Origin of the sequence: Caldimonas sp. KR1-144, assembly GCF_049446155.1 — a bacterium.
In the GTDB taxonomy this organism is placed as follows: Bacteria; Pseudomonadota; Gammaproteobacteria; order Burkholderiales; family Burkholderiaceae_C; genus Rivibacter.
This window is the reverse complement of the sequence record NZ_JBMSEE010000002.1, coordinates 442,305-467,393: the sequence shown is the minus strand read 5'-3', so window position 1 is coordinate 467,393 and position 25,089 is coordinate 442,305. Positions and strand designations below refer to the sequence as shown.

Here is a 25,089-nt window from a genome sequence, read left to right as displayed (position 1 = left end):
GGCCGCTCGCGCGGCCGATTTTTTTTGCCCGGGCCGCCGGGTGTCAGGCGACCGCGGTTTCGACCGGCGGCGTCTGCTCGGCCGGCCGAGCCGCCCACAACTCGTCGATCAGCGCCTTGGTCTGGCGGATGTTGCCGCGGCTGGATGCGCCGAATACCACCGATTCGATGCGCGGCTGGCGCGCCACGTACTCGATCGCCTCGCGCGGCGCAATCGCGCCCGAGGCCAGCACCGACATCGCCACCGGCCTGAAGCGCCGCGTCGCGATGGTCTTCTCATAGAGCTCGATGCCACCGCACATGCGAAAGCCGATCTTGTTGATGTTGGCGCAGACGATCGGGTTGTCGACGCCCACGCTGTCGAGCGCGTCGAGCAGCTTGGGCACGTTCATCGTGATGAAGCCCGGCTCGGCGCCGTAGCGGTTGCGCACGTGGTCGTGAAAGATGCGCAGGCACTGGTTCATGCCCAGACCGAGCAGCAGGTCGGTGATGACGTTCTGGATGAAGATCACCGGCGTGCGCAGGCCGCGGAACATCTTCATCTCGGCGTCGATCAGCAACTGCATGATCGCCTCGACGTCCTTGTTGGCGAGCGCCACGCCGCCCTTGAACATGGCCGAGACCGCCCCGTCGTCGGGCAGGAAGCGGCGCAGCGCCTCGATCATGCCGTGCTCCGTCAGCGCGTTCGCATACTTGTGCGCGTACGGCATGCACGGATAGAACTGATAGTCGGGGTAGCGCTCGGGATGGGCGCGAAAGTGCTCGCAGATCTCGGCCACGCGATCGTGCGTGGTGCACATGAAGGTGCGGATGCCTTCGGCATAGGCCGCGTCCAGCACTTCGATGATGGCCGACAGGTCCTGAAAGCGCATCTGCTGGGCGCGCGCCTTCTCCTCCGACATGTGGTTGACGCCGAAGAACTGGTTGTCACCGAACAGCACACGATCCATGGACGAAGGCTTTCATTGAAGGAAGGGGAGAAACGAGTGGGCCGCTCGGCGCCTCGCTGACGCCCGCGGACGCCGCCGCGTCGCGCGCGAGATAGCTGCGATAGGTCACCAGCCGCTCGGCGATGCCGCTGGCGATGAACGCCTCGATGCAGCGCAGCGAGTATGGCGTGAGCATCTTGGGATGGCCGATCACGACGAAGTCGTCCTTGCCCTGCGCACGGTAGCGGCGCGCGGCCGAGGCGACCAGGCCGGCCATGTAGCCGTCGAGCGAGACGGCCTGCTGGCTGGGAACAAGCAAGCGGTGCACGAGATCGCGCCGGCGCATCGGCGACAGGCCCTGGCCGTCGCCGAAGCTGTGGTGCGTGCGGCCGCCGAGCTTGCGCGCGGCTGCCAGGCCCCAGTACGACCATGGCCAGACCCGGTGGCTTGCGATCGGCACTTCGAGGAAAGGCCCGTCAGGCCGCTCGTGCAGCGGATCGTCGTCGAAGCGCCAGCGCGAGGCCTGCGGCGCGGCTCGGAAGTCGAAGTGGTGAACCGCGCCGTCGGCGAAGCCGCCGCGGTAGACGGAGCTGTCGATCACGACGCCGTGCGCCGCCAGCGCCTGGCGCAGCTTGGCGAACGGCTGGATGACCCAGCCGCCGGCGCGGTACGCGAAGGCATGGCCGGCGCCGGCAAGCTCGCGCAAGACGTTCGTGTAGCGGCCGACGATGTCGTCGATCTGCTCGCAATCGAAGTCGTGCAGCGCGTAGCGCCGCGTGTCGATGCGCCAGCCATCGCCGTCCCAGGTGGAATCTTCCCAGTGCGGGTGGATGTGCAGCTGGATCTCGTGGCCGTCGGCGGCCAGCTCGGACACCTGGCGGCACACCGCATCGTGGTCGGCCGCCAGGCGGGCGCTGCGATGCATCTCGGACCGCGCGCGCAGGATGAAGCCGGCATCGACGAAGAACACGAACTTGACGCCGTGCCGATCGGCCAGCGAGCGCAGCGCCGCGGTCGGCTCGATCATGGTGCGGGCCACCGTTCCGGTACATCGACCGAAGAACAGCTCGTAGTCGAATGTCAACAGCGCCTGCATCCGGAACTCCCCCGTGTCGCAGCGGCTCTCCTGGCAACTTCGACACCGCATGGCAGTCTAGCGAGCGCCAGGATCGCCACGGCCCCCCGGAACACAGGGCTGTGGGTCACCCAAACAGGCGTGACAGCAGGCCCTTTCTGCCCTGCTCCACCGCCGCGCCCGCCGCTTGCGCGGTCACCGCCTCGGGCGTCGGCGCGAGGCCGAGGATCATCTCGACCACGCGGTCGGCCTCCAGCGCCGAACGGAAACTGTTCTCGCCGTCGCGCCGCCCCTGCGCGATGCTCTGGACGAAATAGTCGATCTGGGCAGAGTACTCCTCGCCGCGCAGGTAGTACCAGACCTCGTCGGTCAGCTCGGTCGTGTAGCGCACGGTCCAGCCGGCGCGCGTGCCGGCCAGGCCGTCGTGCGTCTGGCGCAGGTACACCTGGCATTCCTGCCGGTCCGCGGTGACGCGACCGTTGGTACCCCATACCGAGATCTTGGTCGACATCTTGCGAAAGCTCTCGTCGCTCCAGTTCACGCACAGCTGGCCGCTCGCGCCACCGGGGTAGTGGAAGGTGCAATAAACCTCGTCCTCGACCTGGCGCGAGAAGACGCCATTGCGCACGACCCCGGACACCGCCTGCGGCACGCCGACCGCGAAGTTCGCCAGGTCGATCGCGTGGCAGGCGTAGTCGTACAGCGCGCCACCGCCTTCGTCCTTGGCCGAGCGCCAGGTGCTGCCCTTCGGGCGCAGCACCACCGGCCCGTAAGCCTCAATGCGCACGTGATGCACCTGGCCGAGCGCGCCGGAGCGCACGATCCGCGCGGCTTCCTGGAACGCACCGACGAAGCGGTAGTGGTAGCCCACCTGGGTGACGAGGCCCTTGCTCGCGGCGAGCTCCACCAGCGGCTGGCCCTCGGCCACGTTCATCACGAAAGGCTTCTCGCAGAACACGTGCAGGCCGCGGTCGAGCGCCTTGCGAACCATCGCGGCGTGGAACTTGGAGGGCGTTGCGATCAGCACGGCATCGAGCGGCACCTGCTCGAGCATGCGGTCGTAGTCGTCAAAGCACTTCAGGCCGGCGTACTCCTGGAGCACATCGGTCAGGTAGCCGTTGGTGTCGCACACCGCGGCGAGCTCCACCTGCGGGTGAGCGCGCACGATCGCCAGGTGGGACAGCCCCATCTTGCCGAGGCCGACGATGCCGAATCGAATCACTGCGTTCCCTTCCATGCGAGGCTGGTGTCGGTGCGCTGACCAGCGGACACGATGTGCTGCTTGATCAGCTCATAGGCCTGCCGGCCCTTGGCCAGCAGGTCGAAGTTGGGCGGGCGCCGCGTCGCGGCGTCCAGCAAGGCGAGCGCTTCGGCGGCTGTGAGCGCCGGCCGGTGCTCGAAGGCGCCGCACGACAGCAAGTAGCGGTCGACGTCGAGCAGCTCGTCCTGGTAGACGGAGATGGTGGGAATGCCCAGCACCGCCATCTCTCGCGTCATCGTGCCGCCAGCGCCGATGAACAGGTCGCAGTCGGGCGCGATGTCGGCGATGTCGAGCGCGGTATCGACGATGCGAATGCCCTCGAAGCGCGCATCACGATAGTGCTCGGCCTGGGCCTTGCCGCGCGGCAGCAGCGTCACGTCGACGGCGTGCTTCATGCCCAGCAGCAGCTCGTCGAGGAAGTTGCTCGCGCCCTGGTAGTACTGGGCTGTCCAGGGCTCGGGCCGCACGTAGACGCGACGCCTGCCGGCGTCCCGCGCGCGCTGGCGCTGCGCGAGGCGCTCCTGCAGCTCCCAAAGGTACATGCCTTCCTTGACGCCGGGATAGTTGACGACCTTGCGCGGGTTCGCCCACTGCTTGCGCAGCTTTTCGGCCGAGAGGAACTCGGGGACCATGATGGTCGTCGCCGCCAGGAAGGCCGGGATGTTGCCTGCCGCGTGCTCGTTGTCGTTCATGTAGATCGAGGGAACGCCCAGCAGGCGCGCGACGACCGGCGAGTGGAACGAACTCTGCGACACCGCAACATCGATGCGCTGCGGCTTCAGGAACCGGCGCAACTGCCAGACGCGCACGGGATAGCCGAAGACCTTGGCGCTGAGCTTCTTGCCGTAGTGCTCGCCGACCACGGTGTAGGGCAGCTTGTGCAGCTCGAGCAGGTCGACCGTGTTGGCCAGCGGCCGGCACGTGATCACCACCTCGTGCTCGCGCTGCAGCTCGCGGATCATCGCCGCGAACATGTTGATGTGCGGCGAATTGGACAGGTCGAACCAGATCTTCATGGACTGCCGCCCTCCTCAGCTCATCCAGCCACGGTACAGCGCCCGCAGCTGCGCGGCGATGCGGTCGATCGCGTAGATCGCCTCGATGCGCGCCCGGCCGCGCTGGCCCATGGCGCGGCGCAGCGCCGGATCGCCGGCCAGGCGCACGAGCGCGGCGGCGAGCGCATCGACGTCGCCGGCATCGATCAGCAGGCCCTCGCGCTCCTCGCGCACCTGCTCGGGAATGCCGCCGACGCGCGTCGACACGACCGGCAGGCCGTGCGACATGGCCTCGAGGATGCTGACCGGCAGGCCCTCGAAGTGCGAAGGCAGCACGTAGAGATCGGCCTGCTGGAGCAGCTGCTCCTTGGCCGCGCCCGCCACCCAGCCGGGAAACTCGACCGCGTCGCCGAGGCCGAGCTCTTCGGCGCGCGCGCGCGCCTTGTCGACCTCGCCGCCGCCGCCGGCGATCAGGCGCAGGCCGGGCACCTGTGCACGCGCCTTGGCGAGCGCCTCGAGCAGGTCGTAGACACCCTTGCGATTGCCGATCTCGCCGAGGAACAGCATGGTCACGCGGCCGTCGGGCTGCGCGGCGCGCTCGCGCAGCGGCGCCAGTGCGACGCCGTTCGGAACGACGTGCAGCTTCGCGCGCGGTTCGATGTCGTAGATGTAGGTGCGCCAGCTCTCGGACAGCACGATCACCGCGTCCGCGCTGCGCAGCTGGTGGCGGATCAGCGCCATGCGCCAGCCGGGCTGCGCGGCGAAGAAGGTCTTGGTGTTCGAGCCATGCAGGTGCAAGACGGTGGCCGCGCCGAACAGCCGTGCGATCGACGCGAAGACCGCCTTGCGCCAGAAGCTGCCGCCGTAGGACACATGGCAGTGGACCACGCGCACCTTGCCCGTCAGCAGCATGCCGAGCAGACGCGCCAGGGCCTGGGCGAAGAGCCCCAGACGCACGGCCGCGCCGCTGTCGTCGTGGGTGTGCAGGTGAACGAGCGGCCACGGGGCGAACACGCGGTCGCGCTCGTAGCCTTCTTCCACCGAGCGCATGCCACCCTGCGAGCGCGTGTTGAGCATCACGATCGCTCCGCGCGACGGGGCGTCGCCTTCGGCAGCGCCCGGGGCCGGAACTTGTCGATGTGTCATGACTGAACGGACTCCGCGTTAGCCATCCCAACCCTCTTCTTGTTCATTCGTTCGTCTTCGGCGACCGGCGCAGCGCGCTGCGCAGCAAGGCCAGTTCCGATTCGTCCAGCACGCGCAGGCGCCAGCCCAGCGCCAGCGCCCCGGCTGCCAGCAGCACCGAAGTCCCCAGAAGGGACAGCAGCGACATCCTCGCGGGCAGCGCGAGCCAGACGGCCAGTCCGATGCCCACGCAAAGCGCCACCGTCAGCGCGGAACGTGCCAGGGCGACCCGGTAAGGCCACTGACGCACGTGCAGGCCGTGGACGATCAAGCCGTTGGTGCCGATCTCGCCCGCCAGCATCACCGCGACCAGCAACTCGGCGCCGGCGCCAAAGTGAAGCAGCACGGCCGCCAGCGGCAGCACCAGGCAGGAGGCCAGCGCGGCACGCAACCACAGATCGGCGCAGTCGACGGTGTTGATCACCATCTCCAGCACGCGTCGCTGCGTGAAAGGCACCAGCAGGCACACCATCAGCAACAGCAGGACGTGCGCATTGTCGGTCTTGCCGCCGGTGATCAGGTTCAGCCAAGCCCCCCCCAATCCGGCGGCAATCCCGAGGATGGGCAGCAAAGCGACCAGGCTGGTCTTGTAAAGCGACTGCGCCTGGCGATTGAGTGCCGCGAAGTCGCGGCTCAGTTCATACGACGCGATGATGGCCGGGCGCAGCACGCCGACAAACAGCTCGGAAGGTAAGTAACGTCGCAGCTGGTTGGCGAGATTGCGCGCGACGCCGAATGCCGCGGCCCCATCGGGCCCGATCGCGCGATTGATCAGCATCGTGATGCCGTCGCCGCCCGAGATGTACATCAGCAGCACCCCAACATAGTTCGGCCACGCCAGGCGCACCAGGCGCGCCAGTTCCGGCGGCGACCAGCCGGGTTGCGGGGTCGCCTCGCGGCGGGCCAGCGCCTGCAGCAGCATCCCCAACGCGAGCAAGGCCGATGCCAACGCAGCGCCGAGCTCGATCAGCAGCACGGTGCGCAGGTCCAGCGCCGCGCCGAGCTGCCACCAGGCCAGCGCCAGCAAGCCTGCAAACAGCACCGTGCGGCACATGTTGGCAAGCTGAGCCCTTCCTTGCAGCAGCAATGACTGCAGCACGACATCGCGCACGAAGCGCCCCAGCCCGTCGACCGCGAGCAAGGCCGCGGCCACGCCGATGCCCGCGACGTAGGCCTCGAGGCCGGCCATGCGGGCCGCGACGGCCGCGAACTGCCACAGGATCAGCGCCACCACCCCCAGCGTGAGCGCGCGCGCGGCGATCACCAGCAGCGTGATGCGCGACAGCGCCGCCTGGGTCGCCGCGACGGCGTAAGCCGGCAGGAATCGCGTCGCGACCCAGCTGATGCCCAGGTCCGACAGCGCGATCGCGATCTCGATGATGGCCAGCGAGGTGACGTAGGCGCCGTAGTCCGCCAGCGGCATCCAGCGCACCAGCATCAGCAGGATCAGGAAGGTCAGCGGCGCCGTGATCCCCTTGCCGGCCAGGAAATGCAGCAGCGCGCGGCGCAGGCGCGACGCGTCAAGGAAGGCGTGGCCGCCGGGGCTCACGCTGCACGTACCGACTGCATCGCTCGCGCGACATGCGCGGCGATCGAGTCGTAGCCGCGATGGCGCAGCACCCACTCGCGGCCGGTGCGGCCCATCGACGCGGCCTGCTCCGGTGCCTCGACGAGCCTCACGATCGCCTCGGCCAGCGCCGGCGCGTCGTGCGTGGTGCACAGGCCGCCGCCGCTTTGCTCGATGACCCAGGCCTGGTCGGGCTGGTCGTTGGCGACCACCGGCAGGCCTTGCGCGAGGTACTCGACCAGCTTGGTCGGCGAGGCCACGTCGTGCAGCGGCCCGCGCGGAACGGTCGACAGGCCGATGCGCGCCTCGCGCACCAGACGCCAGGCCGAGGCGGTGTCGAGCCAGCCGGTGAAGATGACGTGCTCGGACAGGCCCAGCGAATCGACCAGGGCCTTGAGCTGCACCATGTCGGTCGGCTCGAAGGAGTCGCCGATCAGGACCATCAGCAGGTCGGGCCGGCGCCGTCGGGCGAGGTCAATGGCCTGGACGGCGATCTCCATGCGCCGGCGGCGCTCGAGCGTGCCGAGATAGACAACCGCCGGCCGCGCGCGCATCGCGGCCAGCCAGGGCTCGATGCGCGCGTCGCTCACGCTGGACGAGGCATCGGCTGCCTCGTGGTCGACCCCCATCGGCACGGCGACCGGGCGGCGCATGCGGATGCCGCGCGACTGCAGGTCGGCCACCATCGCATCGCTTTGCAGGAAGGCAATGTCGGCCTGCGGCAGCACGAAGCGGTAGAGCGACCACGAGCACAGGAAGCCGCGCGCATAGGCCACGGCCAGGCGCACGACGCCGATCGACAGGCCGCGCTCGCGCGCGAACGCGAAGTGCGATTCGGGCATCGGGAACGACATCCAGTAGCCGAAGGGCACCCGGGCGATGCGCGCGGCGATCAGCGCGAAGCTCGCGAAGATGGGCTTGTCGCGCACGATGACGAGGTCGTAGCCGCGCCGCAGCCGCAGCAGCGCGCGCCAGTCGTTGGCGATCGACTGCAGGTGCTTTCCGAGGCGGCCGCGCGACTGCGTCGGGCCGAAGACCTGGCCGCCGCCCCAGGCCGGCGCCTCGCTGCGCGTGACGGTGACCATGTCGGCCTGCACGCCCAGGCGCGGCAGGTACTTGCCGAACAGCACGGCGACGTCGGGGCGGAAGGTCGGATGGACTTCAGGGGCGAACAGCAGGGCGCGCAAGCTCAACGTGGCCTCTTGGTGGGGATGCAGCAGCGGGCAACTCCTGGCGGGGCAATCGGCAACCCAGCATCGCCAAGCCGAACAGCAGCGCCTCGATCGCGCCCTGGCTGGGCCGCGAGACGCTGGCATCGCTGTAGAAGAGCAGGATGAAATCGACGACGATGCCCGCCTCGACGACGCACAACATCGCGCCGAAGCGCGTGCCGCGATGGCGCTGCACGGCCTTGCGCACGCAGCGCCACGAGAGAACGAACACCAGCGTCAGCAGCGTGAAGCCCACCGCGCCGAGGTCCCACAGAACCGTCGTCGCGGTGGTCAGGCCGATGCCCATGTTGGGATAGCGGCGCGCCAGGTAGCCGGGCACGAGCGAGCCCTCGCCGTCGTAGGAGGCGCCGAGGCCATAACCGAAAGCCGCCGCCAGCGGGTCGGACCAGCTTTGCTGATCCCACCAGAACGTCAGCGCGGTGGTGCGGTTGAGCATGATGCGCCCGGCCGCATACGGCGCATCGCCGAAGTTGTAGGCGATCGCACCCTCGACGCCGCGCCACAGCGACTGGCCGTGGGGCGTCATGATCAGCAGGTAGACGTAACCCAGCAGCACGGTCGCAGCGCCGGTGAAGCCGATGATCAGCGCGCCGCGAAACGGCCGCTCCATCAGTTCGAGGCGCAGCGCCAGCAGGATGGCCACCGGCAGGATCACGACGACGATCTTGGTCTCGCCCATCGCCAGCGGCGCGCAGGCGATCGGCAGGTAGAGCAGGAAGCGGCTGGTCTTGAGCCCGCCGCTCAGCCAGCGCTTGACCAGGTAGGCCGCGGCCATCACGAGCAGGAAGGCCATGACCGAGCTCGAGCCGCCGCCGTAGAAGTTGGCTTCGAAGGTGCCGGAGACCGCATCGATCGGCACCACGCCGAAGCCCATGCCGCGCCGCGCCGGCACCCACACCAGCAGCTGATAGATGGCGAACGGCAGCTGCGCGAACACCGCGATGATCAGCACGCGGCGCAGCTTGACGATGTCGTCGAACGTGAACGGCAGCACCGCGAGCGCGAACATGATGCCGATCGACTGGTAGTAGCGCTTGAAGCCGGCGAAGACAGGCCCGATGGTCGGCGAGAGCCACAACGTGATGACCAGCGCGTAGCCCAGCAGCACCAGCGCGGCATAGGCCGGAGGCTGAAGATTCAGCGTGTCCCGGCGCACCAGGATCAGCAGCACCGAGTAGCCAAGCAGCATCAGGTTCACCGCCGCGAACAGCCAGCTCGACCTCGCCATCTCTGGCGGCTGGAACTGCACCAGCGGTCCGGCCACCAGCAGCGCACCGACCACGCCGATCCAGAAGGCGACCTTCGGTCGCATCATCAGCCCCGCGCCGAGGATGCCGCCGACGATGGGCGCGATCAGCAGCGGGTTGGCGCTGGCGCTGAGCACGCCGACCAGGATCGCGATCATGGGCAGCAGCACGCCGACGAGCGCGATGCGCAGCCACGCGGACGACTGGCCGACAGGTGGGTGAAGGTTCACGGTCATGGCCCCGTGCCGGCCAGCTCGCCGACGACGCGCCGCTGCTGGGAACCGTCGAGCACCGCCAGCAGCCCGGCGACGAAGAGCTCGTGCGTTCGATAGGCCTCGGCCACATCGGCCGTGATCGTCGACAGGCGAATGAGCATGCCGTCGGGCACCAGACCGCGCAGGCCGTAGCGCAGCTGCGCGACCTTGTGCTCCGGCCCGCCGGTGACGATCTGGTCGCCGACGACGACCCAGTAGGTGATCGGCTCGACGCGCGGGCCCATGCGCGCGACCAGCCGGCGCACCGGCATCGGCTGGCCATGCACCGCGAGCGTGGACTTGCTGTTGGCGATGACGTCGAAGCCCTGCGCGGGATAGCAGACCTCGGGATAGTGCACGCGTACGCCGTCGGACTGGTCGCCGCCATAGGCCACCGACAGCATCACGCGCCGCCCCTCGGCATCGACATAGGCGCGGCTGAGCACCTGGTCGTAGAGGCCGGCGAGCTTGGCCTGCACATCAGGTGACGGCACCACGACCGGCATGCGGCGATCGACGTCCCAGCCGCCGAAGCGCTCGGGAAACAGCCGCTCGAGCTTGACGCGCTCGCCGACCGCGGCGAGGTGGTGGCGCGGCGTCATCAGCGCGGCGGCGCCGGCGGCCGCCGCCATGCAGCCGAACACGATGCTCGCGCGACGCCGCGGGTTCATGACGGCCGGCCTCCGAACCGGCGCATCGCCAGCACGATCAGCGCGTCGACCACGAGCATCAGCGCCAGCGCGACTCCGAACAGCAGCATGCCGGCAAAGCCGTGGATGAAGCCTTGCGCGGCCTCGTCGCCGAAGTAGTAGGTGATCAGCACCAGCGTCATCACGCGCACGACGTTGGCGCTGAAGGCGATCGGGATGAGCAGCACGGCGAGCAGCCCGTAGCGCAGCGGCGAACGGATCTGCATCAGGTTGAGGTACAGCAATCCGAGCGCCTCCAGCGTGAACATCGTGTTCAGTCCCGCACAGGCATCGGCCACGAACAGCTGGTACTGCCCGACAGTCAGCATCACCCCGGCCCGCCCGACGGGATAGCCGACGTGATAAAGCACGGTCGCGGCGACAGCCGACACCGCGGCCTTGAGCGGCCCAGTGATCTTGGCCACCAGGGCTTCCGGCAGCGGCACCATGAACAGCAGGAAGAACAGCGGGAACCACGCCATGCGCACCGCTGCCCAGCCGCGGTACATCTGCAGCAGGCCGGCGATCATCGCGATCATCGAGCCGACTTCGAACAGCCAGATGGCCTGTGACCGGCCCACCGCGTACATCAACAACGCGAAGCCGAAGATCAGGCGCCCCGACCAGGTGCTGCCCGGCACGGGCAACGCCGCCAGGCGGTCTCGCATGCGGTAAAGCAGCCACAGCCCGACGCCGAAGACGATCGGCCCGTGGCCCTGCTCGTCCTGAGGCCACAGCACGGCGGCCAGGCCCCAGATGGTGGGCACGTAGAGCAGCGCCAGCCCGCCGAAGACGAGCGCGGCCGCGACGGGGTCGGTGCCGACAGGCAGCAGCTTGTCGAGGAGGCTGCGGCTCGCCGCAGGCTTGACGGCTGCACTGCCCATGGTTCAGTGATCGTTGACGACCACTCCGGCCAGGTTGGTGTGGGTATCGTTGAGCGAGGCCACCAGGCTTTGCAGCGAGCCCACGCGCGACTCGTTGCGCCGCGCGACGACCAGCGCCGCACCGCACTTGGCCGCGATGACCGTGGCATCGGCGCCGAACGCGGCGGCCGGCGTGTCGACGATGACGTAGTCGAACTTCGAGGTCATCTCACGCATCAGCAGCCCGAAGGTGGGGCGCTCGACGAGCTCGAGCGGATTCGGTGGCGACACGCCCACCGGCAGCAGGAACAGCCCCGGCACCGAGGTCAGCTGCTGGATCACCTGCTCCTCCGCGCGCCCGCTCAACACCCCCGACAGGCCGCGTTCGTTCTCGATGCCGAAGACCTCGTGCTGGCGCGGACCGCGCATGTCGGCATCGACCAGCAGCGTGCGCCCGCCCAGCTGCGCCAGCATCACCGCCAGGTTGGCGGCGAAGTAGGTCTTGCCGTCGCCCGGGTCGGCGCTGACCACGGCCACAGCCCGGCGCGCCTCGCCCGGATCGGAGAACAGCCGTTGCAGCACCTGGCTACGGATCGCACGCAGCGCCTCGGCCTGGAACGAGAACGGCTGGTTGAGCGCGATCAGCTCCGGGCTGAGGTTGCGCCGCTCGCGCGGTGCGTACGGGTACTGGAACTGCTGCGACAGCGCGAACAGCACGTCGTCCTGCGTCACGAGCTCGAGCGAGACCGCGATCTCGCCGAAGCGCCCGCCCTTGTCGCGCTGGTGCTGGAGAACGCGCTCGACGTCCTCGCTGGTCATGCGGCCCAGGCCGACCAGGATCTCGCCGATCAGGCCGCTCGGGCCACGCGGCGTGAGCTCGCGCGCATCGCTGACGACGGCGCTGTCGTCCTGATCGTGGAGGGTGGAATTGCGAAACCGCGCCATCACGCCAGCCTTTCAGGCGAGGGCAGCCGGGCCGGCGCACGCGTCAGCATCGGCGGCAAGCGATGCTTGCGGTTCGAGTCGACGCGCATAGCCGCCCCGGGCAGCACGCCGATGACCGGCAGATGCACGCTTTCGGTCACGTCCTCGGGCACGCGCACGCGGCGGTCCATGGATTCGATCAGCAGCGCCGCGCCGACGGCCAGCAAGCCGCCGATGAACAAGGCCAGCGCGGTGTTGAGCACCAGCTTGGGCGAGGCGTGCTTGGTCGGTGGCACCGCCTTCGACAGCGAGAAGATGTTGCTCTGCGTGGTCTGGCTCTCGAGGCTGGTCTGGTTCAGCCGGTTGAGCACCGCGTCGTAGGCGCGCTGCGCGTTCTCGAGGTCGCGCTGCAGCACCGAGCCGGCGTCGCGCGCGGCGCGCAGCTTGGTGACCTTGGCGCGCTGGGTCTCCAGCGCGATGCGCACCTCGGCCTCGCGCTGACGGTTGATCTGGTTGGTGACGCTGACGCCGCCGGTCACGCGCGCCGTCTCGGCGCCGAGACGCGAACGCAGCTCGCGGATGCTGGCCTTGGCTTCGACCACCTGCGGGTGGCTGTCGCCCAGGCGCGCATTCAGCTCCTGCAGGCGCGCCTCGGCGCGCGAAAGATCCGACTTCAAGCCGGCGATCACCGGATTGCTCAGCACCTCCTGCAGCTTGTCGGCGCTGGCACCGCCGGCTTGCGCCGAGCGGCTGCCCGATTCGGAGGCGATGGCCTGCAGCGTCACGAGCTGCGAGGACAGCTCGTTGAGGCGAGACATCTCGACGTCCATGCGCTCGTCCGACACGATGATGCCGTTCTCGCGCTGGAACTCCGCCAGCTTGACCTGGGCCCGCTCGACGTTCTCGCGCAGTTCCTTCGAACGCGAGTCGAAGAAGCTGCTGTACTCGCGCGCCGGCGAGACGCGCAGCTCCAGCGTCGTGTCCAGGTAGGCCTGCACGAAGGCGTTGGCCATGCCGGCCGCGAACAGCGGGTCGGTCGCCTTGTACGAGACGTTGATGACGCTCGATTCGCGCGACGGGCTGACGTCGAGGTCTTCCTGGAGCGCCGCGGCCAGCCACGATTCGATGTTGCCCTGGCCGCCCGCGGCCAGCCACTCCTCGCGCACCGCCGGGTTCTCGGCGAGCTTCTGCGAACGCACGACCTGGCGCGCGACGCGGTCGCTGCGGATCACGTCGACCTGCGTCGCCATGTAGGCCGGCGATGTCACCGGATAGATGATGTTGGCGATCGGATCGGGCTTGACGTCGATCACGACGGCCGCAGTCGCGACATAGCGCTTGGGCAGGATCAGGCTGACGATGACGGTCGTGCCGACGGCGAACGCCAGCACGATCATCATCAGGCGCCAGCGCGCCCTGAGGATGGAGAGGAACTGAACGAGCCGCATGGCCTTGCTCCGTCAGAACAGGCTCTCGCGCACGTAGACCACATCGCCGTCGATCAGGCGGTCGTCCATCGCGGGCTGCAGGGCCTGCACCTTGCCGTCCGGGCCGCGGCGGTGCACGCGCAAGCCCTTTTCCGTACCGCGCAGCGTCAGGCCACCGCCCGTTGCCAGGGCCTGCAGCACCGTCATGCCGCGCTCCAGCCGCAGCGCCCCAGGGCGCTGGACCTCACCATAGATATAGACCATCGGCTGGCGCTCGACCCAAATGACGTCGCCGTTTTGCACGATCAGGTCGTCGCCACGCTTGCCGGCGCCGAACACCGTGGGCAGGTCGACCACGGTGCGAAACGGCTGTCCGCTGCGCGTGCCGACGATGGTGACGTAGTCGCTGCCGGTCGCAGCCACGCCGCCGGCCATCGCCAGAAGGTCGGTCAGGCGCAGTTCGGCGACCTCGAGCGGATAGCGCCCGGGCCGGTTGACCTGGCCAAGCACCGAAGCCTGGTTGCCGCGCACCTGCAGCACGAGGATCGACACCTGCGGCTGCTTGACGAAGTTGCCGTCGCGCAGACCGTCGGCGATGCGCTTCTCGGCCTGCGTGATGGTCAGGCCACCCAGGCGCACGTCCTTGAGCAACGGAAAGCTGACCTGCCCGGCTTCGGAGACGCGCGCCTCGGTGGTGAGGTCGGGGTTCTGGTAGACGGTGATGCGGATGCTGTCGCCTGCACCGAGCACGTACTCGACCTTGGGCGCGGGTGGCGGAGGTGCCGTGTTCTGCGCGCCCGCGACGACAGGCGCCACCAACGACATCATCGCCGCCAGGACCGCGGCACAGATACGGTTGAACAGGTTCATCTGAGTCCCTTCACGCCCCGCGAAAGCGCGTCCGAGGCCATGCCAGCGACCGGCTCGGCAGCCGAGGCGGCCGGATCGGCCCCCGTGGCCGCCGCTTCGGCGAAGTTGCCGACGTACTCGATGCGGGCCGACTCGCGCAGCGCCTTCATCTGCTGCGCCACCACCTTGCGGCGACTTTCGATCGCCAGATAGCGCTCGATCGCCGGACGAGCAGTCGCCTCGTCGACCGGCGCCGACTTCGAGCCGATGAGGTAGACGATGTGCGCACCGGTGGGTGTAGGCGTCACCAGCGCCTCGCCATCGCGCAGCGCGGCCAGCTGCGGCAGCATGCCGATCGGGATCTGCTCGGCGGACTTGGTGGCCTGGCCGCCGGCGAAGCGGTAGCCGGCCTGTTCCAGCGACTGCGTCAGTTCGTTGGCCGAGCGCGCGTTCTTGACCTTGGTGCGCACATCATCGATGCGCTCCGGCTTGGCCTCGACCGACATCTCCTGCAATGCATAGATGCGCCGCTCCTTGAAGAGGGCCGGATTCGCGTCGTAGTACTTGTGGATCTCTTCTGTGCCGGGCTTGGTCGCGGTGTCGCCCGCCGAATCGATGAAGGCACGCGCGAGGACATCGCGACGCGCCGCCTCGAGCGCCTGCACGACCTTGGGATCGCGATCGAGCTCGAGCTCCTTGGCGCGCTGCACGGCGAGCTCCTGGTCGATCAGTCGCTCGAGCGCGCTCTTGCTCGCGGCGTCGAGCTGGTCGGTCGACAGGCCGGACTGGCGCTGCAGCAGGTGGTTGATCTGGTGGACCGAGATCTCCGACTTGTTGACGCGCGCGGCCACTTGCGTGGCGGCCTTCGCCGCGTTGTCGGAGCGGCCCGAGCACGCACCCAGCAGCAAGACGCCGGACAGTGCGCACAGCGTGGAGATCAACAGGGTAGGCGTACGTGGCCGGCCAGCAAAGGAGCGCCCGGAATTGCCATCGAATCGCACCATCGGCCTGTGCTCCTTCAATCGTTCTCGCCCCGTGAGCGGGGCGTCCCAACGTTGGCCGCTTGAAGTCGCCAGCCTGTGCCGGAAAGTGTACCCAAGGGTCCTTTTTGCCGAGTCCCCTTGTTGAGGGGCAGATCGGCAGGCCAGACGTCAGGAATCCCGCATGGTGCGGGGGCCCCGGCTCAGGCCTTCAGGCCCCAGTGCAAGGCCACGACGCCGCCCGTGAGGTTGTGCACATCGACGTGGGCAAAGCCCGCCGCTTTCATCATGGCCTTGAGTTCGGCCTGACCCGGATGCATGCGGATCGACTCGGCCAGGTAGCGGTAACTGTCGGCATCGCCAGCCACCAGCTGGCCGAGCCGTGGCAGCACGCGGAAGGAATACCAGTCGTAGACCTTCTCGAGCGGCTTGGCCACCTTGGAGAACTCGAGCACGAGCAGGCGCCCGCGCGGCTTGAGGACACGCTGCATCTCGGCCAGCGCGAGTTCCTTGTGGGTCATGTTGCGCAAGCCGAACGCGACGCTGACGATGTCGAAGCTGGCGTCGGGAAACGGCAGCTTCTCTGCGTCGCACAGCGCGGTGGGCAGGATCAGGCCCTCGTCAGTGAGGCGATCGCGGCCCTCGCGCAGCATGGCCTCGTTGATGTCGGTGTGCACCACCATGCCGCGGCTGCCGACGCGGCGCGCGAACGCGCGCGCCAGATCGCCCGTGCCGCCGGCGATGTCGAGCACCCGGTCGCCCTCGCGCACCTGCGACGCGGCGATCGTGTAGGTCTTCCAGACGCGGTGCAGCCCGAGCGACATCAGGTCGTTCATCACGTCGTACTTCGACGCGACCGAATCGAACACGCCGCGCACGCGGCGCGCCTTGTCCTGCTCGTCGACGCTCTGGTAGCCGAAATGGGTCTGGGTCATGGCTTTGGCCTGGTGGGATCTCAGTGGTGATGACCGCAGGCATGACCGCCGGCCTCGGGCATCGGCGCATCGCGATCGACGCCCGCTTCGGCCAGCCGGTCGAGGTAGGCCTGCCACAGCGCCTCCTGGTTGGCGCCGAGCCGGTAGAGGTAGTCCCAGGCGAACAGGCCGGAGCTGTGGCCGTCGGAGAACGTCGGCTGCACCGCGTAGTTGCCGACCGCCTCGATCGAGACGATCTCGACATCGCGCTTGCCGGTCTGCAACACCTCCTGCCCCGGCCCGTGGCCCTGCACCTCGGCCGACGGCGAATAAACGCGCAGCAGCTCGAACGGCAGGCGGAAGGTCGCGCCGTCGGCATAGCTGATCTCGAGCACGCGCGACTGCTGGTGCACGGTCAGCGCGATGGGGATCGGGGTGTCTTTGTCGAGGCCGGCCACGTAACGCCTGGAGATGAATGGACAACCCCAGGAGTTTAGTGGGCGCAGGGCCGGGCAAACATACAAGGCTAAGGCGACAACACCCGGCCCATGGCGGTGGCGAAAGCCGGCTCGAATCGGGCCACCTGCGCGCTGGCCAGGTGGTTGGCGTCGGCGAACAGCGCCTGTCCGTTCACGATGTAATGGCAGTGGCCGTCTCTGCATTGATGCAGGTGGGGCTGGATGAAGGTCACGTCCTGCCGCCCAGCAAACCGTGCCAGGACGCTTGACCACTTCTGTAGGAAGCGGTCATGGGGCAAGCCGGTGGCTACGTCGAGAGGCCGGTCGAAGGCCAGCTTGCGGCTGAGCACCGAGGCCACGTCGAAGCCCGGCTCTGCCAGCGGACCGACGATCACCACCTTCTTGCCCGCAGACCGCAACGCGCCGAGCAACCGCTCGAGATCCTCGCTGACCGCCTGAACGCCGTCTTGCTCGATCGCGGTTCCGTCGCGCCGCAGCATCGGCTCGTCCACCGCGCTCCAGCGCAAGGCAATCACGACCACCTTTGCCGACGACATCGACTGAATGGTCGAGACGCCCTGCTCGACCGACGCCAAGCAGGCCACGCTCAGGTTGCGCTCGCTCGACGGCAGGCAGCCATAGGCCGACATTGCCAGGCCGCTCATGCCGTGGGCGCGCAGGAGGCGCTCGAACACAGGCGCGTACATGAGGGCATGAGAATCGCCGAAGATGACCACTTGAGCCTGCGACGCCTGCCCCGCCTGGCTGTTCAGCAAGCAGCCGTCCAGCTGGCCGATTCGTCGCATGCTGGCAATCGGGCACCGGAACGTGTCCCCGACCACGCTGTTGATCCGCGCCGCGTCGGCATTCAGGCGCGCGGGAAACCCGTCCCTGGCGACGATCGCCACGCCGACCGCGACGAGCCCCAGCGACCCGATCGCATACGCCGCGGCCAGGCCGGCCAGCGAGCAGCGACCGCTGCGAAACGGTCGCTCGATCCAGCGCCACGACAAGGTGGCAACAGCGAGGGAGATGGCACCGAGGGCCAGCGATTCGATCAGCGCAAGCTCCCTCACGATGTAGTACTTCGGCAAGACGATGATCGGCCAGTGCCAGAGGTACAGCGAGTAGGAGATCAACCCGACGGCCACGAAGGGTCGCCACGACAGGCACCGGCCAACCGGCGTCAACCCGCCTTGCGAGGAGCCGATCAGCAGGGCCGATCCAAGGCACGCTGCAAGCGCAGCAGGCCATGGCGCTGGCGCGATCGCATCGCCGAACAACAGGCTCGCCAGCACCAGCATCAGTCCGACGGCGCCCAGTGCGGCCCGCGCGCGAGCGCCCAGGCCGAGCCCAGGCGCAACCGCCAGCAGGCAGCCCAGACCAAGCTCCCAGGCGCGTGTCGGCAGCAGATAGAACGCCGTCGTCAACTTGCGCGCGTCGATGGCGAGGACGTTGATCGCCAACGAGACGGCGACGGCGAGCAGCAGCGTCCGGAAGAGCTTGAGCTTCCATCGGAAGCACGCAGCGAGCAGCAGCGGAAACAGGATGTAGAACTGCTCCTCGATGCCGAGCGACCACGTGTTGAGAAGCGGCTTCTCTTCGGCCAGGCGCGAGAAGTAGTTCGAGTCGCGCCAGAAGTAGATGTTCGAGACGAAGGCCAGCGTCGAGATGAGACTTCTCGCGTAGCCCACCAGGTCCAGCGGCAGCAAGACGAGCATCGCCGCCACCGTCGTCGCCGCGAGCACCGCCATCAGCGCAGGCGCGAGGCGACGCAGCCGGCGCTCGTAGAAGCGCAGCAGCGAGAAATCGTGGCTTTGATGTTCCCGAACAAGAATGCTGGTGATCAGGTACCCCGAAATCACGAAGAAGATGTCGACGCCGAGATAGCCGCCCGGCAGCAGATCCTTGAACAAGTGGAAAAGGAGCACCGACAGGACTGCAATGGCTCGCAGACCGTCGATGTCCGGTCGGTAGTGCTCGCTGGCGGCGCACGCACGTCTACTGTCTTGCACGGATTTCCTCCCTCTGGATGCCGCCCCAGCGTCGATTGCTGTCCCCGACCGGTCTGCTGCCGGTCGTTTGGTTCTCGCTGACAGCCTCGGCCCGCGCGCTGAAGCGCCGGCGAGTCTAGGAACGGCTCGCGGAAGCGAAGCCGCAGTTGCCCCCGGGTTCCAGTGGCAACATCGTGCGAAGCACAGAAGCGCGCCGCCCGTGGCCAAGGCCGGCCACAGGAGTCGATCGGAATCGGAATTACGACAGCGAGTTCAGCGCTGCCGCAACGGCTTCGTCGAGTTCCTGAAGCGGCATGCCGAGGCGCTGCAACGGTGCAGGCTCCACGGTGCGCTGCGCCGCCGCCCACACCGGCTGCGGCCAGTGGCTGTCCCAGTCGAAGCGCGCGATCACGTGCCAGTGCAGGTGCGGCACCACGTTACCGAAGGCCGCGAGGTTGATCTTGGTCGGCGACAAACGCTGCCGCAGCACCCGCTCCACGGCCTCGACCACCGCCATGCAATGCACGCGCGCGGCCGCGTCGAGGTCGCCGAACTCGGCCACGTGCTCGCGCCAGACCACGCGGTAGAACGCCGGGAACGAGGCATCCTCGGCGCGGATCACGCGCCAAAGGCGGGACTGGGCAATCGGCGTGCCGCCCGGCGCCTCGCACAGCGGGCAGCCGGGCTGCGGTTCATCGGGCGGTAGGAAGCTCACGGGCGTGGGGATCAGTCGCCGCCGGGCCGCCCCAAGGCGACTGCGTCCCTACGGAGGGCGGCGAACAAAGTGAGCGTGGGGGCTGCGTTCACACCAGCACGCGCTCGATGCCGCCGGCGTTCGCACGGCCAACGTAGTCCTCGAGCCAGGTCGCGCCGAGGATCTTGCGCGCCATCTCGACGACGATGTAGTCCGCCTCCAGCAGGCCGCTTTGCAGATCGCCTTCGTAGCGCGACAGGCCTTGCAGGCAGCTCGGGCACGAGGTCAGGATCTTCACGTTGGCCTGCGCCGCGGCCGACGGCGCCAGCTGGCGCAGCGTGTCGACGTTCTTGCGCAGCTCTTCTTCCTTGCGAAAGCGCACCTGCGTGGCGATGTCCGGCCGCGTGACGCCCAGCGTGCCGCTTTCGCCGCAGCAGCGCTCGGCCTTGATCACCTGATCGCCGACCAGCGCCTTCACCGTCTTCATCGGCTCTTGCTGCTTCATCGGGCTGTGGCAGGGGTCGTGGTAGAGATAGGCCGCGCCATCGGCTTGCAGCTTGATGCCCTTTTCCAGCAGGAACTCGTGGATGTCGACGATGCGGCAGCCGGGGAAGATCTTGTCGAACTGGTAGCCCTGCAACTGGTCGTAGCAGGTGCCGCAGCTGACCACCACCGTCTTGATGTCCAGGTAGTTCAGCGTGTTGGCCACGCGGTGGAACAACACCCGGTTGTCGGTGATCATCTGCTCGGCCTTTTCGTACTGGCCGCTGCCGCGCTGCGGATAGCCGCAGCACAGATACCCGGGCGGCAGCACCGTCTGCACGCCGGCATGCCACAGCATCGCCTGCGTCGCCAGGCCCACCTGCGAGAACAGCCGCTCCGAGCCGCAGCCCGGGAAATAGAACACCGCCTCGCTTTCGGACGTGGTCGCGTTGGGGTCGCGGATGATCGGCACGTAGGCCTTGTCCTCGATGTCCAGCAGCGCGCGCGCAGTCTTCTTCGGCAGGCCGCCTGGCAGCTTCTTGTTGACGAAGTGGATCACCTGCTCCTTGATGGGCGCGGTGCCCACCGTCGCCGGCGGCTGCGCCGTCTGCTTCTTCGCGATGCCCTTGAGCACGTCGGCCGCCAGGCGCTGCGCCTTGAAGCCGACGTCGATCATCGCGGCGCGCGCGAGCTTGATCGTCTGCGGGTTGGTCGCGTTGAGCATGAACATCGCCGCGGCATTGCCGGGTCGGAAGCTCTTGCGGCCCATCTTGCGCAGCAGGTTGCGCATGTTCATCGACACGTCGCCGAAGTCGATCTTCACCGGGCAGGGCGTGAGGCACTTGTGGCAGACCGTGCAGTGGTCGGCGACGTCCTCGAACTCCTCCCAGTGCGCGATCGACACGCCGCGGCGTGTCTGCTCCTCGTAGAGGAAGGCCTCGATCAGCAGCGAAGTGGCGAGGATCTTGTTGCGCGGGCTGTAGAGCAGGTTGGCGCGCGGCACGTGGGTCGCGCACACCGGCTTGCACTTGCCGCAGCGCAGGCAGTCCTTGACCGAATCGGCGATCGCGCCGATGTCGCTTTGCTGCATGATGATCGACTCGTGCCCCATCAGGCCGAAGCTCGGCGTGTAGGCATGCGAGAGATCGGCGGCGTGCACGTCCTGCGCGAAACGCCCGCGCAGCAGCTTGCCGCGGTTGAAGCGGCCCTCGGGGTCGACGCGGCGCTTGTAGTCGGCAAAGGGCTGCAGCTCGGCGTCGCTCAGGAACTCGAGCTTGGTGATGCCGATGCCGTGCTCGCCGGAGATCACGCCGTCGAGCCGGCGCGCCAGCGCCATGATGCGCGCGACCGCCTCGTGCGCGGTCTGCAGCATCTCGTAGTTGTCGCTGTTGACCGGGATGTTGGTGTGCACGTTGCCGTCGCCGGCATGCATGTGCAGCGCCACCCAGACGCGCCCGCGCAGCACCTCCTTGTGGATGCGGCGGCACTCGTCGACGATGGGCGCGAGCTGCGCACCCGTGAACAGCGCCTGGAACGGCTTGAGCAGCTGCGTCTTCCACGAGGCGCGCAGCGTGTGGTCCTGCAGCTGCGCGAAGAACGTGCGGCCGCTTTGCGCATCCACCTGGTCGAGCCGCTCCAGCCAGCCGCGCCACTGCGCACGCGTCTCGCGCAGCAGTGCGAGCGCCTGCGCGACACGGTCTTCGAGCAGTTCGGCGCTGGTGATCTCGCTCGCGTCGTCGGTCTTGCCCAGCGGCAGGCTGCCCTGCGCGATGAACGCTTCGAGCCGGTCGACGAGCTGCAGCTTGTTGCGCAGCGAGAGCTCGATGTTGATGCGCTCGATGCCCTCGGTGTACTCGCCCATCCGCGGCAGCGGAATGACGACGTCCTCGTTGATCTTGAACGCGTTGGTGTGGCGTGCGATCGCCGCGGTGCGCTTGCGGTCGAGCCAGAACTTCTTGCGCGCCTCGGCGCTCACCGCGACGAAGCCCTCGCCCGAGCGCGAGTTGGCGATGCGCACGACCTCGCTGGTCGCGCGCGCCACGGCCGCGTCGTCGTCGCCGACGATGTCGCCGACCAGCACCATCTTCGGCAAGCCGCCGCGCTTGCTCTTCGTGGCGTAACCCACCGCCTTGAGGTAGCGGTCGTCCAGGTGCTCGAGGCCGGCGAGGATCGCACCGCCCGGCCTGGCGGCCTCGGCGAACATGAAGTCCTTGATCTCGACGATCGACGGTACCGCGTCCTTGGCATTGCCGAAGAACTCCAGGCACACGGTGCGCGTGTGCGCCGGCATGCGATGCACGACCCAGCGCGCCGAGGTGATCAGGCCATCGCAGCCTTCTTTCTGGATCCCGGGCAGGCCGGCGAGGAACTTGTCGGTGACGTCCTTGCCCAGGCCCTCCTTGCGGAACGCGGCGCCGGGGATCACCAGCGTCTCGGTGCGCTCCAGCGTCTTGCCGGCGGCATCGAAGTAGCGCAGCTCGAAGCGCGCCTCGGGCGCGTCGTGGATCTTGCCGCGGTTGTGGTCGAGGCGGACCACCTCCAGCCACTTGGCGTCGGGCGTGACCATGCGCCAGCTCGCCAGGTTGTCGAGCGCGGTGCCCCACAGCACGGCTTTCTTGCCGCCGGCGTTCATCGCGATGTTGCCGCCGATGCAGCTCGCCTCGGCCGAGGTCGGGTCGACCGCGAACACGTAGCCGGCACGCTCGGCGGCGTCGGCCACGCGCTGCGTGACGACGCCGGCCTCGGTCCAGACGGTGGGCACCGGGCCGTCGATGCCGGGTAGCGCGACCAGCTCGACCTCGGTCATCTGCTCGAGCTTCTCGGTGTTGATCACCGCGCTCTTCCAGGTGAGCGGGATCGCGCCGCCGGTGTAGCCGGTGCCGCCGCCGCGCGGAATGATGGTCAGGCCGAGCTCGACGCAGGCCGCCACCAGCCCGGCCATCTCGGCCTCGGTGTCCGGCGTCAGCACGACGAACGGGTACTCGACGCGCCAGTCGGTGGCGTCGGTCACGTGCGAGACGCGCGACAGGCCGTCGAACTTGATGTTGTCGCGGGCCGTGTGGCGGCCCAGCGCCTTGCGCGCCGACTTGCGCAGCGCGGCCACCTGCTCGAAGCTGGCCGCGAAGCGCTCGACCGCCTCGCCGGCCGCGACCAGCAGCTCGCCGACCATCGCGTCGCGCTGCGGGTCCTGCTGGGGCGTGCGGCGCTTGCCCACTTCGGCCAGACGGTGATGCAGTGCCTCGATCAGCGCAGCGCGGCGCTTGGGGTTGTCGAGCAGATCGTCTTGCAGATAGGGATTGCGCTCGACGACCCAGATGTCACCCAGCACCTCGTACAGCATGCGTGCCGAGCGCCCGGTGCGACGCTCCTCGCGCAGCTGGTTCAGCAGCTCCCAGGCCCGCGAGCCCAGCAGCCGCACGACGATCTCGCGGTCGGAGAACGAGGTGTAGTTGTAGGGAATCTCGCGCAGGCGCACGGGGCCTGCGTCGGCGTCGCCTTCGGCGGCGGCAGCGGGGAGCGCGCGATGGATCGGCAGGGGTGCGTTCATAGGTGCCCGGCGCCTGGGTGGCCGAAAAGGCGGCCTGGACGCAGCAGGACTGTCGATGCTATCGCAGTGCAGCAAGGCCCCATGGTCTCGGGGTGGCAGACGCCCCGGCGGGCGAGCGTGCCGCGGCGCGCATCGCTAGCATGGACGCCAACGATGGACGCTCCCTGGCCCTACCCGTTCTGGATCGCGCACCGCGGCGCCGGACGCCTGGCGCCGGAGAACACGCTGGCGGCGATGCGCGTGGGCCTGGCGCGCGGCTGGCGCATGGCCGAGTGCGACCTGACGCTGTCGGCCGACGGCGTGCCCTTCCTGCTGCACGACGAGCGCCTGGAGCGCACCACCAACGGCCGCGGCGTGGCCGTCGAGCAGCCGTGGTCGGCGCTGGCGGCGCTCGACGCCGGGGCATGGCATTCGCCGGCCTTCGCGGGCGAGCGGCTGGCCCGGCTGGACGCGCTGGCCGCGCTGGCGCTGGAAGAAGGCCTGGCGCTCAACCTGGAACTCAAGCCCGGGCCGGGCGACGAGCTGCGCTGCGGCCGCCTGGCCGCGGGCGAGGCCGCGCGGCTGTGGGCCACCGCGGCGCTGCCGCCGCTGGTCAGCTCGTTCTCGACCGAGGCGCTGGCGGCCGCGCGCCAGTCCGCGCCGATCCTGCCGCGCGCGCTGCTGCTGTCGTCGCTGGCGCCCGACTGGCGCGAGACCGCCGAAGCGCTCGGCGTGGTGGCGGTGGTGATCTCGTGCAAGGTGCTCGACGCCAACGTGATCGACCTGGCGCACGACGCCGGCCTGCGCGTGCTGAGCTATACGGTCAACACCGATGCCGATGCCGAGCGGCTGATCGACGCCGGCATCGACGGCCTGATCACCGACGCCATCGATCACTTCGACCCTAGAGCTTGACCACCCCCGAAGCGCCTTCGGCGCCTCCCCCTCGAGGGGGCGACGCCAGGGGACCAGCGAAGCCGGATCCGCGGCGTCCGCTGAGGGCGGCCGGCCTGCGGCCAGCGCCGACTCGAACAGGAGGCTTCCAAGATGGACGTGGCGACATGTGAGACCTTCGAAGGCGGCTGCACCTGCCGTGCCGTGCGCTATCGCCTGACCTCGCGCCCGCTGTTCGTGCACTGCTGCCACTGCCGCTGGTGCCAGCGCGAAACCGGCAGCGCGTTCGCGCTCAACGCGATGATCGAGACCGCGCGCCTCGAGCGCCTGCAAGGCGAGGTGGAGACGGTGCTCACGCCCACGCTCAGCGGCAAGGGCCAGAAGATCGTGCGCTGCGCGAACTGCCGCATCGCGGTGTGGAGCCATTACGCCGGCGGCGGCGATGCGGTCGCCTTCGTGCGCGTGGGCACGTTCGACGAGCCCGACCGGCTGCCGCCGGACATCCACATCTTCACCGAGTCCAAGCAGCCCTGGGTCGTGCTGCCGGCCGGCACGCCGGCGGTGCCGCAGTACTACAAGGCTTCCGAACACTGGCCGGCGGACAGCCTGGCGCGCCGCGCCGAGCTGATCGCGGCGACCCGGCGCTGAGG

Annotated in this window: 21 protein-coding genes; 2 read left to right on the top strand and 19 right to left on the bottom strand. The window is 68.7% G+C overall.

What is annotated here, in order from left to right:
* Window positions 1-43: 43 nt before the first annotated feature.
* The 19 genes from ACO2TI_RS06250 to ACO2TI_RS06160 form a co-directional block, all read right to left on the bottom strand.
* Window positions 44-949, bottom strand: coding sequence for a hypothetical protein (locus tag ACO2TI_RS06250; RefSeq protein ID WP_423282816.1), 906 nt, complete (start codon window positions 947-949; stop codon window positions 44-46).
* Complete coding sequence (locus ACO2TI_RS06245) at window positions 927-1,955, bottom strand: hypothetical protein (protein ID WP_423282814.1); 1,029 nt, start codon at window positions 1,953-1,955, stop codon at window positions 927-929. The genes ACO2TI_RS06250 and ACO2TI_RS06245 overlap by 23 nt, the downstream gene beginning before the upstream one ends.
* 175 nt (window positions 1,956-2,130) lie before the next feature.
* Complete coding sequence (locus tag ACO2TI_RS06240) at window positions 2,131-3,240, bottom strand: Gfo/Idh/MocA family protein (RefSeq protein WP_423282813.1); 1,110 nt, start codon at window positions 3,238-3,240, stop codon at window positions 2,131-2,133.
* Entirely contained in the window at window positions 3,222-4,280 is a 1,059-nt protein-coding gene (locus ACO2TI_RS06235; RefSeq protein WP_423282812.1) for a DUF354 domain-containing protein, read from the bottom strand. The genes ACO2TI_RS06240 and ACO2TI_RS06235 overlap by 19 nt, the downstream gene beginning before the upstream one ends.
* 15 nt (window positions 4,281-4,295) lie before the next feature.
* A complete protein-coding gene (locus ACO2TI_RS06230; protein WP_423282811.1) occupies window positions 4,296-5,336 on the bottom strand; it encodes a glycosyltransferase family 4 protein in 1,041 nt (346 codons plus the stop codon).
* A gap of 112 nt (window positions 5,337-5,448) precedes the next feature.
* Window positions 5,449-6,993 (bottom strand): lipopolysaccharide biosynthesis protein, encoded by a 1,545-nt coding sequence (locus ACO2TI_RS06225; protein WP_423282809.1) that lies wholly within the window; start codon window positions 6,991-6,993, stop codon window positions 5,449-5,451.
* Window positions 6,990-8,204, bottom strand: coding sequence for a glycosyltransferase (locus ACO2TI_RS06220; RefSeq protein ID WP_423282808.1), 1,215 nt, complete (start codon window positions 8,202-8,204; stop codon window positions 6,990-6,992). Before ACO2TI_RS06220 ends, ACO2TI_RS06225 begins: the two co-directional genes overlap by 4 nt.
* Entirely contained in the window at window positions 8,173-9,726 is a 1,554-nt protein-coding gene (locus ACO2TI_RS06215) for a hypothetical protein (RefSeq protein ID WP_423282806.1), read from the bottom strand. The genes ACO2TI_RS06220 and ACO2TI_RS06215 overlap by 32 nt, the downstream gene beginning before the upstream one ends.
* On the bottom strand, window positions 9,723-10,415 hold the full coding sequence (gene epsI / locus ACO2TI_RS06210; RefSeq protein ID WP_423282804.1) for an exosortase-associated protein EpsI, B-type: 693 nt from the start codon (window positions 10,413-10,415) through the stop codon (window positions 9,723-9,725). Before epsI ends, ACO2TI_RS06215 begins: the two co-directional genes overlap by 4 nt.
* Complete coding sequence (gene xrtB, locus ACO2TI_RS06205; RefSeq protein WP_423282803.1) at window positions 10,412-11,317, bottom strand: exosortase B; 906 nt, start codon at window positions 11,315-11,317, stop codon at window positions 10,412-10,414. The genes epsI and xrtB overlap by 4 nt, the downstream gene beginning before the upstream one ends.
* 3 nt (window positions 11,318-11,320) lie before the next feature.
* Window positions 11,321-12,241, bottom strand: coding sequence for a polysaccharide biosynthesis tyrosine autokinase (locus ACO2TI_RS06200; RefSeq protein ID WP_423282802.1), 921 nt, complete (start codon window positions 12,239-12,241; stop codon window positions 11,321-11,323).
* Window positions 12,241-13,668, bottom strand: a complete 1,428-nt coding sequence (gene epsF / locus ACO2TI_RS06195) for a chain length determinant protein EpsF (RefSeq protein ID WP_423282801.1) — start codon at window positions 13,666-13,668, stop codon at window positions 12,241-12,243. Before epsF ends, ACO2TI_RS06200 begins: the two co-directional genes overlap by 1 nt.
* Window positions 13,669-13,680: 12 nt before the next feature.
* Window positions 13,681-14,517: a polysaccharide export protein EpsE gene (epsE, locus tag ACO2TI_RS06190; RefSeq protein ID WP_423282800.1), complete on the bottom strand. Its 837-nt coding sequence runs from the start codon at window positions 14,515-14,517 to the stop codon at window positions 13,681-13,683.
* A complete protein-coding gene (locus ACO2TI_RS06185; RefSeq protein WP_423282799.1) occupies window positions 14,514-15,437 on the bottom strand; it encodes an EpsD family peptidyl-prolyl cis-trans isomerase in 924 nt (307 codons plus the stop codon). The genes epsE and ACO2TI_RS06185 overlap by 4 nt, the downstream gene beginning before the upstream one ends.
* 242 nt (window positions 15,438-15,679) lie before the next feature.
* Complete coding sequence (gene ubiE / locus ACO2TI_RS06180; protein WP_423282798.1) at window positions 15,680-16,411, bottom strand: bifunctional demethylmenaquinone methyltransferase/2-methoxy-6-polyprenyl-1,4-benzoquinol methylase UbiE; 732 nt, start codon at window positions 16,409-16,411, stop codon at window positions 15,680-15,682.
* A gap of 20 nt (window positions 16,412-16,431) precedes the next feature.
* Complete coding sequence (locus ACO2TI_RS06175) at window positions 16,432-16,848, bottom strand: gamma-butyrobetaine hydroxylase-like domain-containing protein (RefSeq protein WP_423282796.1); 417 nt, start codon at window positions 16,846-16,848, stop codon at window positions 16,432-16,434.
* Between the two features lie 68 nt (window positions 16,849-16,916).
* Window positions 16,917-18,863: an acyltransferase family protein gene (locus tag ACO2TI_RS06170; protein WP_423282795.1), complete on the bottom strand. Its 1,947-nt coding sequence runs from the start codon at window positions 18,861-18,863 to the stop codon at window positions 16,917-16,919.
* Window positions 18,864-19,101: 238 nt separating this feature from the next.
* Window positions 19,102-19,557, bottom strand: a complete 456-nt coding sequence (locus ACO2TI_RS06165; RefSeq protein ID WP_423282794.1) for an HIT family protein — start codon at window positions 19,555-19,557, stop codon at window positions 19,102-19,104.
* 88 nt (window positions 19,558-19,645) lie between these two features.
* Window positions 19,646-23,566 carry a DUF3683 domain-containing protein gene (locus ACO2TI_RS06160; protein WP_423282793.1) on the bottom strand — a complete coding sequence of 1,307 codons (3,921 nt, stop codon included), beginning with the start codon at window positions 23,564-23,566 and terminating at the stop codon, window positions 19,646-19,648.
* 153 nt (window positions 23,567-23,719) lie between these two features.
* On the opposite strand from ACO2TI_RS06160, the gene ugpQ reads away from it, so the two are divergent.
* Both ugpQ and ACO2TI_RS06150 read left to right on the top strand, forming a co-directional pair.
* A complete protein-coding gene (ugpQ, locus tag ACO2TI_RS06155; protein WP_423282792.1) occupies window positions 23,720-24,460 on the top strand; it encodes a glycerophosphodiester phosphodiesterase in 741 nt (246 codons plus the stop codon).
* A 132-nt stretch (window positions 24,461-24,592) separates the two neighbouring features.
* A complete protein-coding gene (locus ACO2TI_RS06150) occupies window positions 24,593-25,087 on the top strand; it encodes a GFA family protein (RefSeq protein WP_423282791.1) in 495 nt (164 codons plus the stop codon).
* Window positions 25,088-25,089 lie beyond the last annotated feature (2 nt).